This is a genomic window from Nesterenkonia massiliensis (genome assembly GCF_000455245.1).
Taxonomy (GTDB): Bacteria; Actinomycetota; Actinomycetes; order Actinomycetales; family Micrococcaceae; genus Nesterenkonia; species Nesterenkonia rhizosphaerae.
The window spans coordinates 27,513-40,503 of sequence record NZ_HG005165.1; the positions used below are offsets into that span (position 1 = coordinate 27,513).

Annotated in this window: 12 protein-coding genes, 1 tRNA gene and 2 pseudogenes; 9 read left to right on the top strand and 6 right to left on the bottom strand. The window is 62.1% G+C overall.

Annotated elements, in window-relative coordinates; translation table 11 throughout:
* Positions 1-13: 13 nt before the first annotated feature.
* Genes TX78_RS00140 through mptB (TX78_RS00150) form a run of 3 tightly spaced genes read right to left on the bottom strand, consistent with a single transcriptional unit; the run spans position 14 to position 4,781 of the window.
* A complete protein-coding gene (locus TX78_RS00140) occupies positions 14-1,429 on the bottom strand; it encodes a glycosyltransferase family 87 protein (RefSeq protein ID WP_044492652.1) in 1,416 nt (471 codons plus the stop codon).
* On the bottom strand, positions 1,430-3,136 hold the full coding sequence (gene mptB, locus TX78_RS00145) for a polyprenol phosphomannose-dependent alpha 1,6 mannosyltransferase MptB (RefSeq protein WP_147640379.1): 1,707 nt from the start codon (positions 3,134-3,136) through the stop codon (positions 1,430-1,432).
* Positions 3,126-4,781, bottom strand: coding sequence for a polyprenol phosphomannose-dependent alpha 1,6 mannosyltransferase MptB (gene mptB, locus TX78_RS00150; protein WP_233722100.1), 1,656 nt, complete (start codon positions 4,779-4,781; stop codon positions 3,126-3,128). The genes mptB (TX78_RS00145) and mptB (TX78_RS00150) overlap by 11 nt, the downstream gene beginning before the upstream one ends.
* 60 nt (positions 4,782-4,841) lie before the next feature.
* Here mptB (TX78_RS00150) and orn point away from each other — a divergent pair, with 60 nt between their 5' ends.
* Together orn and TX78_RS00160 are read left to right on the top strand one after the other, a co-directional pair.
* On the top strand, positions 4,842-5,405 hold the full coding sequence (orn, locus tag TX78_RS00155) for an oligoribonuclease (protein ID WP_407635369.1): 564 nt from the start codon (positions 4,842-4,844) through the stop codon (positions 5,403-5,405).
* Between the two features lie 145 nt (positions 5,406-5,550).
* A tRNA-His gene (locus TX78_RS00160) sits at positions 5,551-5,626 on the top strand.
* Here the strand turns inward: TX78_RS00160 and TX78_RS13600 are convergent.
* Positions 5,619-6,245 (bottom strand): zinc ribbon domain-containing protein, encoded by a 627-nt coding sequence (locus TX78_RS13600; protein WP_069956220.1) that lies wholly within the window; start codon positions 6,243-6,245, stop codon positions 5,619-5,621. The genes TX78_RS00160 and TX78_RS13600 overlap by 8 nt on opposite strands.
* A 40-nt stretch (positions 6,246-6,285) precedes the next feature.
* Positions 6,286-6,429, bottom strand: a pseudogene (locus TX78_RS14030) (IS3 family transposase); the annotation flags it as partial.
* A gap of 239 nt (positions 6,430-6,668) precedes the next feature.
* Here TX78_RS14030 and TX78_RS00165 point away from each other — a divergent pair.
* The 7 genes from TX78_RS00165 (at position 6,669) to TX78_RS00195 (ending at position 12,757) form a co-directional block, all read left to right on the top strand.
* Positions 6,669-6,905: a heavy-metal-associated domain-containing protein gene (locus TX78_RS00165; RefSeq protein WP_017791819.1), complete on the top strand. Its 237-nt coding sequence runs from the start codon at positions 6,669-6,671 to the stop codon at positions 6,903-6,905.
* 51 nt (positions 6,906-6,956) lie between these two features.
* Positions 6,957-8,996: a heavy metal translocating P-type ATPase gene (locus tag TX78_RS00170; protein ID WP_044492657.1), complete on the top strand. Its 2,040-nt coding sequence runs from the start codon at positions 6,957-6,959 to the stop codon at positions 8,994-8,996.
* A gap of 15 nt (positions 8,997-9,011) precedes the next feature.
* On the top strand, positions 9,012-9,443 hold the full coding sequence (locus tag TX78_RS00175; protein WP_044492658.1) for a cupin domain-containing protein: 432 nt from the start codon (positions 9,012-9,014) through the stop codon (positions 9,441-9,443).
* 35 nt (positions 9,444-9,478) lie between these two features.
* On the top strand, positions 9,479-10,384 hold the full coding sequence (locus tag TX78_RS00180; RefSeq protein WP_044492660.1) for an NADP-dependent oxidoreductase: 906 nt from the start codon (positions 9,479-9,481) through the stop codon (positions 10,382-10,384).
* 77 nt (positions 10,385-10,461) lie between these two features.
* Positions 10,462-10,821: a hypothetical protein gene (locus TX78_RS00185; RefSeq protein ID WP_233722101.1), complete on the top strand. Its 360-nt coding sequence runs from the start codon at positions 10,462-10,464 to the stop codon at positions 10,819-10,821.
* 48 nt (positions 10,822-10,869) lie between these two features.
* A complete protein-coding gene (locus tag TX78_RS00190; protein WP_081652449.1) occupies positions 10,870-11,598 on the top strand; it encodes a Crp/Fnr family transcriptional regulator in 729 nt (242 codons plus the stop codon).
* 337 nt (positions 11,599-11,935) lie between these two features.
* A complete protein-coding gene (locus tag TX78_RS00195) occupies positions 11,936-12,757 on the top strand; it encodes a hydroxymethylpyrimidine/phosphomethylpyrimidine kinase (protein WP_044492665.1) in 822 nt (273 codons plus the stop codon).
* A gap of 17 nt (positions 12,758-12,774) precedes the next feature.
* On the opposite strand, the pseudogene TX78_RS13605 reads toward TX78_RS00195, so the two are convergent.
* A pseudogene (locus TX78_RS13605) lies at positions 12,775-12,991 on the bottom strand (phosphodiesterase); the annotation flags it as partial.

A 12,991-nucleotide genomic window follows, 5' to 3' on the forward strand; every position in this document is an offset into this window, starting at 1 on the left:
CAGCTGAAAGGTTCTACCAGCGCAGGGTCAGCTGAGATTTCTGTCCCAGACCCGGCAGCGTGAAAGCATCCCTCCGGCCACGCAGGGTGCCCGCCAGCGGATCCTCCCCCACCGACGTCGCCTGCGCTGACGCTGCCTCGGCTGATAGTTCCTCCACTGATGGCTCCTCCGCTGGCTCTTGGGAGGTCTGGGCGATGCGCCCGTCGGCTGCTTCGGCCTGGCGCACCGTATCCCGGTGCGGGTGCAGAATATCGCCCACCACCAGGACCATCAGCCAGATCACCGTGATCATATGCGCTGCGATACCCAGCCCGTAGGCGGTCTCGATCAGCGAGTGTCCGCCGCCGAAGCTGCCACCGGAGGTGATTTTTGCGCTCATCATCCACACCGCGGCCCAGTGGAAGACTTCAGCTGCCTGCCAGATGACCAGGGCCTTCAGCCGCGGATACGCCAGCACAGCCAGCGGGATCAGCCACATCACGAACTGTGGGGAGTAGACCTTCCCCAGCAGGATAAAGCTGGCCACGATCAAGAAGCACAGCTGAGCAACCCGCGGACGCACAGGTGCCGCCCATCCCAGATACGCAATCCCCAAGCAGCACACCAGGAACAGACCATTGGACAGGACAGAGAAACCAGCCCCGTCCAGCGGAAGCCAGCTGAATGCCAGCCACATGGAGGAGAAGCTGACCTCACGCTCAGAGGAGAAACGGTAGAAGGTGGCCCACTGATCAAACTGAGTGATCATGAACGGCACATTGACCGCCAGCCAGGAGCCGATCCCAGCACACAGCACCGCTGCCAGCGATCGCAGTCTGCCCGCACGCAGGCACAGCACCAGGATCGCCCCGAGGAAGAACAGCGGGTACAGCTTCATGGCCGCACCCAGCCCCAGCAGGATCCCAGCCCACACCGAGTGCCCGCGGCCCCACAGCAGCAGCGCGAAACCACCGAGGAATACCGCCCACATATCCCAGTTGACCGAGAGGGTGAGAATGATCCCCGGGGCCAGCGCCACCATCAGGGCATCACGACGCCGGGATGCGGCAGTGGAGAAGGCGGTGATGATCACCACCGCCATCCAGCACAGCACCACAGCCATATGGTTGAGGTCGTAGAAGAACAGCACCCGCTCATGTCCGGCACCTTCGCCGGGGACAAGAAGCGCCAACACTCCGGCTACCACGGCGATAAGCACCGGGTACTCCATGACCTGATCGTCCGCGACGTCGTGCACGAAGGGAAAGAGCCCGTCGGATAGACCACGCTGGGTAAAGAGCAGGGAGAAATCGGAGTAGCACATATGGATGTGCTGATCAGGATCAGACCAGCCGTTAATACGACACCAGTGGACCGCCAGCAGGGACAGGGCCGCGCCGAGGGCTGTGGCAGCGAGAAGCACCCACAGGAGCTTGGATCTGGTTTTCACTCAACGGGCTTTCTGGTCTGGGTCAATAGGGCGGTGGACCGCGGGAGCCCCGTGGTCCTGGTAGATATCGGCGCGTGACCAGGAGGTATCCGGCGTGGACAATTCTCGCAGCGGCAGCCAGCCATCGGCGGCATTCCAGCGCTGTGATTCTTCCCTCATGCTGAACAGCTCAGTGGTATTGGGATCGAGGAACACAATATAGATCAAGTAGACCGCGGCCACCGCAAAGGCAATCCCCTGCACCACCGCGGTATCAATCCACTGGGCCACTGAAAGCTGACTGACCATGGAGTTCAGGACCATCACCGTCAGCAGCAGAGTCACCAGCACCAGAACCCTGCCGCGGTATACATGGACCACCGCATACAGCGGCAAGATCCACAGCACATACCAGGGCTGGATGATGGATGAAGATACCACCACTACGGTGAGCGCATAGGCCCCCCAGAGCACCGGATTGCCAAGCCGACGGCGCAGCAGCATCAGCGCCAGCACTATCCCGGAGAACAGCCGTGCCAGGTGATAGAAAACTTCGGCCACTGCCGCGGAGTCCCAGCCCAGACCGAGTTGGGCAACCCAGCCCAGTACCAGTCCAATCAGCCCGACCGGCGCCGACTGCAGTATTGCCGAGCCCGCGCCGAGGGCCGCGGTGAACCATCCAATGCCCACTCCGAGGGCGTAGCCGCCTCCGATGAGCAACACCAGAGCAATCACGCCGGCGAAGCACCATTCGCGAAATCGCTGGGCATAGCTGACGGTGGAATCCAAGGTCAGCAGCACGGCGAACGGAAGCAGCACCAGGGCAATCGGTTTGACCGCCACGGCTGCTACCAGCAGCAGCACCGCCAGCAGTCGACGCCGACGCAGCGCATACCAGGTACCGGCCAGCATCAGCCCGATCATCAGGGCGTCATTATGAGCAGCCGGGATGAAGACCATCAGGCTCAGCGGGTTCAGCAGGCACAGCCACAGCGCCCAGCCCGGGGCTGAACCGAAGGCTCGGGCCAGCTTGGGGATATAGACAGCCATCAGCACTACGCCGGTCAGCGCCACGAGCCTGAACAGAGCGATGGAGATCTCCGGGATCTCGAAGGAGACGAACCATACCCCACGGGCCAGCAACAGAAACAGTGGTCCGTATGGTGAGGGAGACTCAGCCCAGAGGGAGTCAGCCCCAGCGGCGAACCAGCCCGGCAGCTCCGAGACACCGCTCTGATACGGATTCAGCCCCGCGTGGAGCACTCTGCCCTGTGCCAGGTAGGAGAAAACGTCACGGGAGAAAATCGGCAGGCAGAACATCAACGGAATGCCCCACATCAGCAGTGCCCGGCGCACCACCGGCACCGACTGCTCATCCCAGGTGCCGATCCGCTGGGAAAGTCGCAGCCAGGATCTCAGCAGAAGCAGCGCTCCGAGCACCAGCAGCACCGTGCAGATGATCACGCCCGCGGTCGTGGTGCGCACCGGCAGCAGCCATGGGTTCCGGGCGAGCACCGAACCCACCGTCTCGGCTACCCAGCCCACTCCCCATGAACCAGCCATGATCATCAGTACCGCCAGCAGTCCCTGGCGCAGGGTATGTGAGACTTGCCCCTCAGGTCCGCCGATCAGCCACGAGGTGCCGGCGAAGGAACCTAGCAACTCCCGGAACCGCAGCGCTGCCTTTCGGGCGGACCGGACCGGGGCCGGCGTCGTCCTACCTGACACCCTGGGACCGCTCTTCCTGGTCACCGTCACCAGCCTTATTAGCCACGGGGTTCATCAGGTTCGGTGAGGTGCGCTGATGAGCAGGGATCTGGTGGTGTTCAGCTGTTGTCAGCGGAGGCTCCACCGGTGTGGCCGCTCGCTTCCACGGCAGACTCAGTCGCGCGCGCGGAAGATCCCAGCCGGTCCACACAACCCAGCGGGTCCCTGGGTCCACAGTGGCCATGATGACCAGGCATATCCAGGAGACCGCGAGCGAAAGCGCGACCATCTGCTGCTCCATCTCCAGGAACTGGTAGATGGAGAGTTGATCCATCGCGCCGAACGCCAGGAAGAAGGCGACCGTGAAGACCACCCACTTGAACTCCCAGTTACGTCGGATACCGGTGACGGCGAACAGTGGCAGCAGCCACAGCAGATACCAGGGCTGGATAATCGGGGAGAGCACCACAAGCGCGGTGAAGGCCCAGGTCATGCGTTTGACGATGCGATCATCACTGCCGCGGAACATCAGATACAGCACCACGATGACGCTGCTGACCCGCGCGACGAGCTTGAGCGTGTCCAGGGTCCAGAAGTACTCGATACCCAGATTGCCCAGCAAGGTGGCGAGCCAGCCGTTGACAATTCCAATAGGTGACCAGAAGGTGCTGCCAGTGCCGGTACCGGCAAGGACCGCCAACCAGCCGAATCCGTAGCCCTGCAGCAGACCCACAACCAGCAGGATCATCCCGGCAAGGCCCGCGGTATAGAACCAGTACTGGAACTTACGCACCCAGGAGGAGCCCGGTCCTGCCCAAAGCAGTCCGATAAACGGCAGCAGGACCATCGTGATGGGTTTGATGCCGATGGAGACCACCACCAGAAGGACGGCCAGCACTCCCCTGCCGTGGGCCGCAGCCCAGATACCTGCCAACGCGAAGCCGACCATGATGGCGTCGTTATGAACGCTGGAGATGAAGCTGATAATCAGCAGCGGATTGGCCACGGTGATCCACTGCGCTCGCGCGCCGTCCACCCCGTGCAGTCTGGCCAGCTTCGGCACGTAGTACATGATCATTGCCACTCCGCCGACACAGGCGAGCCGGAAGAGGAAGATTGCCAGGTCGGGACTGTCCCCGGAGACACGCATAATGGCCGCCTCCAGCCACAAGAAGAGCGGCCCGTAGGGCGTCTCGGATTCTGCCCAGACAATGTCTGTTCCCAGATGGAACCAGTTATCCAGTGTGGACACGCCTGTGGTGTAAGGGTCCTGGCCGGCGAGCACCAGACGGCCCTGATTCAGATACGCGAAGACGTCCCGGGAGAAGATCGGGATGACGAACAGCTGCGGGGCACACCAGAGAATAGTGGCGAGATTCACGGTGCGCAGACTGCCTTCTGGCCACTGATCGGCCGGGTCCTGCCCGCGCAGGCGCCGACCCAGCCGCAGCCAGGCCCGGAACATCACCCAGCAACCCAGTGTCAGCGCAACGGTCGAGACGATCACGCCTTCAGACTCAGTGCGCAGCGGAATAACCCAAGGGTGGCGGGCTATCGGCGAGACTGACACCAGCCAACCCACACCGAAGGAACCAAAGAGGATGAGCAGGGAGCCGATGAAGCCCTCGATGATGGGCCCAATAGGGCTTTTCCGCTCACTCGTCATTCCTAAGAATCTACCATCGGGCCTCCTGCACACAGGAGGCTTCTCTGTAGAGTGTCCGTCGTGACTGAACATTCAACTGACTGGTCCGGACGGATGGTCTGGATCGACTGCGAGATGACCGGACTGAACCCTGAGAGAGATGTGCTCATCGAGGTTGCCGCGCTGGTAACCGACGCTGAGCTGAACATCCTGGGAGAGGGGGTCGACGTCGTCGTTCGCCCCGAACCCCAGGCCCTTGCAGGCATGTCCTCCTTTGTGCGAGAGATGCACACCTCTTCGGGTCTGCTGCAGGAACTGGAGGACGGCATCTCCCTAGAGGCCGCCGAGCGCAAAGTTCTGGAGTATGTGCAGACCTGGATCCCGGAAGCCGGAGTGGCTCCGCTGGCCGGCAACTCCGTGCATGCCGATAAAGCGTTCCTGCGCCTGGGGATGCCTAAGCTCACACAGCATCTGCACTATCGAATCATCGACGTCTCCACGCTGAAGGAGCTGGCCCGGCGCTGGTACCCCGAGGCCCTGGCTGGGGCGCCGAAGAAGACCGGCAACCACCGTGCCCTGGGTGATATCCGGGATTCCATCGAGGAGCTGCGCTACTACCGCGACGCTGTTCTCCGTCCGGCCTAGATTCGGCGGTGATCCCCAGGCCGTGACGGCGGGCGTAAGCTTGCTGTAGGCACCATCACCGGAGCCGATGTGCTGAAGCGGTCGGTTTAGGTGTATGATGTACGGGTTGCTTTCGAGGGCCTCAAGCGCCTGGAGAAATCACATGGTGGGCGTAGCTCAGCTGGTAGAGCATCGCGTTGTGGTCGCGAGGGTCGCGGGTTCAAGCCCCGTCGCTCACCCCAAATGGGAGAGGTTCAAACCCTCGACAAGAGTAACCACTCTTTGTCCGGTTTGAGCCTCTCCCTTCTTCTTCGCTTCAGCGGCCCAGTTCAGAGCGTTCATCTGCTCCTCGGTATCGCAGAGTGAACCGAAAGGTCGTTCGTATTCGACACGGACATCCCCGTCTTCCTCGATGAAGATCCTGTGGAAGAATGCCTGATTGCACAGTCGCCGGTTTGCGTCATCGGCACGCTCGTACACGCTGACGATGTTGGCAAGCAGCCCGAGCGAGTCGTCGAGGTTTGCTCTCGCTGACGTATATTCATCGTGATGCGCTTCGATTCGGTGCTGACCGGGTGACACTTCGATCATCTCGTAGTACTTCTCGATGAGCCGCTCGACATCTTCGATAAGCATCGCTTGCCTTGTGCACTCGGTCTTGCCCGAGTGCCTGCCTGAGCACACGAAATACGGGTAGACATTGCCGTGCCGGTTCTTTGCGTTCGTGATGATCAGCCGTTCACCGCACTGACCGCAGTAGACGGTGTCTTTCAGGTAGTGGTCATGCACCTGCGTGGCATCAGCTGCGGACTTGTGTGCGTCGAGCACGGCCTGTACCTGGTACCAGACTTCTTTGGGCACAATTGAATTGGCCTGGTTCTTGTTCCGACCGGTTTCCCTGTCAGCCGGTCGGTGACAGAAGCGTCTCGGTTTCAGCGTAGTACGCCTGTTCGACCTCGATCGGAGTACGCATATCGAGTTCCCCGTGGAGCCGCTCATGGTTCCACCACCACACGTATTCGAGGGTCGCAAGCTCGACCTGCTCGACCGTCCGCCAGGGCCTTGCTGACGGATCAGTTCGGTCTTGTAGACCTTCATGGCGCCCAGCAGATCAACCAAGAAGCGACTCACAGCACCCAAGTAGCTGGTGAGCCACAGAGAGGAGCTCCGAGCACGACTTGATCTAGGTCAAGGCTGAGGCTCTGTCAACACAATAGTCTGGGTCGTGAAGGCCAGGAACCTCCTGGTCGATCCCCGTTTCGGGGTGAAGCGAAAGGACTCATCATGGCGAACGCTACTGACACCACCCACACTCTGCTGCGCGCCGAGGGTTTCTCGTGCCCGTCGTGCGTGACCAAGATCGAGAAGCAGGTCGGCAAGCTCGATGGCGTCGAGAACGTGACGGTGCACTTCGCCTCGGGTCGCGTTGAGATCGACCACGATGAGACAAGAAGTTCCGTCGACGATCTCATTGCTGCTGTCGATAAGGCCGGCTATAAGTCGAAGGCCTCCGCGTTCTAGCCAAACGGCTCCTAACGCACTAAGTTCACCAATTCGAAAGGCGGCACATTCGTGAACGCGTTCCGTAAGTGGCGGTATGGCAACTGGTTCATTCCCGTTGTCTCGGGCCTCCTCATTCTCGTGTCGTTCGGCGTCGAAAAGCTCTTCGGCGGCAGCTGGAACGTCACGGTCGGTCCGCAATGGTGGATCGACGCTGGCGAACACGCCCACGGTTCTGGTCATGTGTTTACCCTTGCGAACGCGTTCATGCTCGCCGCAGCAATTGTCGCGGGGTACGGAATCGTCGTGAAGGCCGTCCGGGCACTGCTCGTAAAGTTCATCAGTATCGACCTGCTCGTATCGATTGCAGCGATCGGCGCGACACTCATCGGCAACTTCTGGGAAGCTGCCGCCGTGACGTTCCTCTTCGCGATCGGTCACGCACTCGAAGCCGGCACGATGAACAAGACCCGTGCAGCGCTCGCTGAGTTGGTCGCGGTGGCCCCCGACGTTGCAGTCGTGATGCGCGACGGTGAGCAGGTCGAGATCGCCGCACATCAGGTGCGCATGGGCGAGATCGTGCTCGTAAAGAACGGAGCGAAAGTTCCCGTCGACGGGCAGGTCGTGTCAGGCACCGGAGCGATCGACGAGGCATCGATCACGGGTGAGTCGATCCCTGTCGAAAAGACGAAGTCAGATCACGTGTTTGCGGGCACGATCTCGCGGGGCGGATTCCTACAGGTCATGGCGACCGGCATCGGAGCCGACACGACGCTCGCGCGCATCATTCACCGTGTCGAAGAAGCGCAGGATGCGAAAGCGAAAACGCAGGCATTCATCGACCGATTCTCGAAGTGGTACACGCCCGCGGTGATGGTACTCGCGCTTGCGGCGGGCCTCATCTCTGGTGACGTAGTGCTCGGCCTCACGTTGCTCGTGATCGGTTGCCCGGGCGCGCTCGTCATCTCGATTCCCGTGGCGATCGTAGCGGGCATCGGCCGCTCGGCCCGCAACGGGATTCTCATCAAGGGCGGCGAGTACCTCGAAACCTCGGCCAAGATCTCGGCCGTCGCAGTCGATAAGACGGGGACTCTCACCGAGGGCCGCCCGGTACTCACCGACATCGTTGTGCTCAATCCTGAAGCGGATCGGCGCGAGGTGCTTCGCTGGGCAGCCGCCGCAGAAGCAGGGTCCGAGCACCCACTGGCCCGCCCGATCCTCGACACCGCACGAGAAGAAGGAGTGGCCCCCGAGGGCCTTCCGGGATCGGTCACACCGGTCGTGGGCAAGGGGATCGTGGCCGACGCTCACGGCAAGCGGGTACTCATCGGTAACGTGCCGCTGCTCGAACAGTACGGGATCGTGAACGACGCGGGGGCGGCTGTGGCTGCGAACAAACTGGCAGTGGCAGGCAAGACCCCCATGATTGTCGCGGTCGATGAGAGCGTGCTTGGCGTAATCGGTGTCGCAGATACGATCCGCGAGGATGCCCCCGAGATGATCAGGCGCTTGCACGCTAGCGGGGTGCAGAAGGTGGTGATGCTCACCGGAGATACGCGCCTTGTCGCCGAAGCCATCGGTGAGGCGGTCGGTATCGATGAGATCCATGCTTCGTTGCTACCCGAGGACAAGCTCGACGCTGTCGCGCGGTTGCAGCGCGAGGGGCACACGGTCGCGATGGTGGGCGACGGCGTGAACGACGCCCCGGCCCTCGCGACCGCCGACATTGGTGTTGCCATGGGTGCAGCGGGCTCAGCGGTGGCCGTGGAGACGGCAGACATTGCCCTGATGGGCGACAACCTCTTGAAACTGCCCGAAGCAATCAGCCTCGCCAAACGCACCGTGAACGTCATGCGCCAGAACATCTGGATCGCGCTCATCACCGTTGTCGTGCTGCTCGTCGGGGTCTTCGCAGGGGGTGTCACGATGGCTATCGGCATGCTCGTGCACGAGGGATCGGTGCTCATCGTAATCCTCAACGCGATGCGCCTGCTGCGCAACACCCAAGGAGCCACTGCGTTATCGAGGAGTGAACGCGCCCGAGCCGCACATGAAACAGGCCGCCCGGTCGAACCAGCCACGGCCCAGAGTTCATCCGAACTTCCATCTTAAGAAAGGATCACACGCATGAGTGAGAACCAGTTCAGCGTCGGCGAGAAGGCGACGCACTTCATCATCGACGAGGTCGCGAAAGCAAACACGTATTTTCGTCAGGTGCTCTGGACGGGAAAGCATTCCCAACTCGTTGCGATGACGATTCCGGTGGGCGGGGAGATCGGCGACGAGGTGCATAACACCACCGACCAGTTGCTGAGTTTTGTGTCGGGCAGCGGAGAGGCCGACCTTGACGGCGAGACGCACACCGTTGATGCTGGCGACCTGTGCGCTGTCCCGGCCGGTACTCGCCACAACTTCCGCAACACTGGCGATGAGCCTTTGGTGCTCTACACCGTCTATTCACCTCCGGAGCACGCAATTGACGCGGAGTATGCCACGAAGGAACTCGCTGATGCGGCAGAGGCTTCGGGTGAAGACGCTCCACCCCAGGCAACCACGTAAGTGTCACTCACCTGGAGAATGAGGAGAAGTCAATAATGTCGAAAGCGCTGGTCTTCGCCGCCTATGGCGGTCCCGAGACGCAGGAACTCGTTGAACGCCCCGCTCCGGCGCCTGGGCCTGGAGAGCTCGCGATCGAAGTGAAAGCGGCCGGGGTGAACCCTGCTGACTGGAAGATCCGTGCGGGGCAGATGGGCTCCCACTGGCCGCTTCCCGCACCGATGGGCCGAGAGGCCTCCGGTGTCGTCACCGCCGTAGGCGCAGAGGTCGAGAACTTCGCTGTCGGTGACATGGTGCTCGGCCTCGCGGCCAAAGGACAGGGAACGTTCGCGAAGCACACGGTGTTGGATGCGGCACAAACCGTCCAGAAGCCCGAAGAGCTTTCCTTTGCTGACGCTGCAGCACTGCCTGTCGCAGGGGCGACTGCGTATGACGTGACGCATCAGATCGAGCTGGAACCTGGTCAGACAATGCTGATTCTTGGCGCCGGAGGTGGGGTCGGGCTGATGGCGGCGCAGATCGGCAATGTGCACAAGTTCACGGTCATCGGTGTGGCCAGTGCAGCGAAGCAGGAACTGGTGGAGTCGACCGGTGCGACGTTCGTTGCCTCCGGGGAGGGTGCGGCTGACCGGGTGCGTGCCATCGCGCCGGAGGGTGTTGATGTGCTCATCGACCTGGTCGGTGGGCAGGCGCTTCGTGATCTCGCGGTCGTCGCCAAAGACCCGAGCGTCATCATCAGTACCGCAGACCCGACCACCGTGCAGCAACTCGGTGGCGTAGCGGTGGTGCGCACGCGTGAAGGGCTCGAGAAGGTCACCGGCGTCGCCCAGTACGGTCTCGTCGACCCGCAGGTGACGGACCGGTACAGTCTCGATCGGGCTGCGGAGGCCGTCGCCATGGTGGAGGCTGGGCACACTGCCGGCAAAGTGATCATCGAACCATGACCCAGCGGCCTGAGGCACCGACGGACGCCGTATTCACAGCAGCACGGACGTCTGATCCTGTGGCCTCAATAAACCGGGTGGCCGATGCATACGGGTCGCCTGAGGTTGATATCGAGGGCATTCTCGGCGCCGAGATCTCACCGGATGACCCTGACCGTGCGGTCATCGAGCCGTGGGCCGCGGCAGTCGATGGCCCCATTCTTGATGTCGGCGCGGGTACCGGGCGGCTGGGTGACGGCGGATCGCTGCTGATGTCCTTTTTCGCGGGGCCGCGGCGGGAGGCATTCGACCATCCGATCGCCGCCGCATACCGGTGGCCGATGAACAAAATGGTCGAAGCCCTCACCCACGCCGGGTTCGAGGTGATCGGGCAGCGCTCGAACCCGCGGACGCCACACGCGTACATCACTGCACGCGCCACCCCTGGCTTCAGCTGAAGCGCGTGTGTTGTGCCACGAGTCGCCATACTAGAAGGGAAGGGAAGGATGCCGTTGGCTGTTTCAACCGATGTGGATGCTGATCCAGCAAATGATCTCTGCGTGGCCCGTGTACCGCTGTTTCAAGGGCTCACACATGCGCAGCAAGTGGAAGTTGCGGGATTTGCACGTACCGTCCGATTAGACGCTGTCGAGCAGGCGTATACAGCAGGCTCGGATATGTCGCAGTTGATGGTGGTGCACACCGGTCAGGTGAAGATCGCTCGTACAAGTGCGGCTGGGCACGAGCAGGTGATCCGGGTCCTCGGTCCGGGCGACTTCATCGGAGAATCCGCGTTTCTCACCGGCACGAGACCCGATCACGCAGCAGAAGCGCTCGTGCATACCGAACTGTGCGTGTTCCGTCATGCCGATCTCGGGCGTCTCGTCGAGAAGCATCCGAGCATCGGGCTGCGCATGCTGCAAGGAGTGAGTCAGCGCTTGGATGATACTGAGGCGCGGCTGGCTTCTGTCATCTTCGGAAACGTGAGCTCTCGTCTCGCCGATTACCTGCTCTCGCTCCCTGCGACGCCAGGGCCGCGAGGAGCCATCGACGTGACGCTGCCGCTCGCAAAGAAGGACATCGCTTCGCTCCTGTCCACGACACCAGAGTCCCTTAGTCGGCAACTTCGCAAACTCACCGACACCGGTGTGATCTCACAACAGGAACAGGGGCGGATCACGATCACTGATGTGACCGCGCTCACCGCACTCTCAGCCCTCTCGAAGAGAGACTGAGAACAGCACCGTGCCAGCCCAGACCATCGCCCCACGTACCTCGGAAACGTCACACGCAATGTCATCGACGGGGGAATTTCTTCGCACCCGCAAGCTCATGATGTTCGTGCTCGTCGGTTTGGCGACCGGGGGTCATTCCAGGGTATTATCGGCCCGCCGCGATACCCAGTATCGCCCCTCGTTTCCAGCGAGAAAGCAACGATTTCAGCTTCGGGGTGGGGTTTGAGAACTTTCTACGCAGGGACCCCATGTGGAACGGCCCTGGTCACAAGACCAGGGCCGTTTTTGTACATCCCGTGGCACTTCTCAATGACCGACCAAGAAAGTGGACAAGACGATGACATCAGCCCAGACCCCCGCCATTACACTCACCATCGCCGGTTCCGAAGCCACCGGCGGCGCCGGCGCGCAGGCTGACCTGAAGACCTTCCAGGAGCTGGGCACTTTTGGCATCGTCGCCCTGACCTGCATTGTCTCCTTTGATCCCAAGGACAAGTGGAACCACCGCTTCGTGCCCGTGGAGACCCAGGTCATTGCCGACCAGATCGAAGCCACCTTCAGCAACTACGGCCCCGAGCAGTTGGACACGGTGAAGCTGGGCATGATGGGGTCCCCCGCCACGATCAGCACGGTGTCTGCCGCGCTGCAGGAGCGTCAGCCGAAGAACCTGGTGCTGGATCCGGTGCTGATCTGCAAGGGCCAGGAGCCCGGCCACGCCTTGGACACCGATAACGCACTGAAGGCCGAGCTGCTGCCGAAGGCCACCTTTGTCACGCCCAATCACTTCGAAACCGAACAGCTCTCGGGGATGACGGTGGAATCAGTCGAGGATCTCAAGGCCGCCGCTGCAGAGATCCACCGAATCTCCGGCGCGGCGGTGCTGGCCAAGGGCGGGGTCCGCCTGGCTGGCTCCGAGGCGGTTGATGTCTTTGTGGATGCACACGGCATGGAGGTGCTCTCCGCGCCGAAGATCGGCGAGCACGCGGTCTCCGGTGCTGGCTGCTCGCTGGCTGCTGCGGTAGCCGCTGAACTGGCCAAGGGAGCTTCTCCGCTTGAGGCCGCGCGCCGGGCCAAAGCCTTCGTCACCGAAGGCATCAAGCAGCGTGTGGCCGGCAACACTCCCTTCGACGCGCTGTGGCAGGGCGGCCTGCGTCCTTAAGCTCTCAAAGTCAGCCCTCAAAGCCCCTGGCCGGCGTCCCACAGTCTCTCGGAGGACCCGGCCAGCAGGTGATCCAGTGAGATCGCCTGCGCGTCGGTGAGCGAGGCGACGTAGTCAATGATTCCGCGGCCTCTGGCCCGTTGGCGCAGTACGGCCTCGTCTTCGGTGTCCAGCAGTTCCGGCACCGTGCGAGCCAGGCGCAGGTAGTCCTCCATCGCGAGGTCCACCAGATCC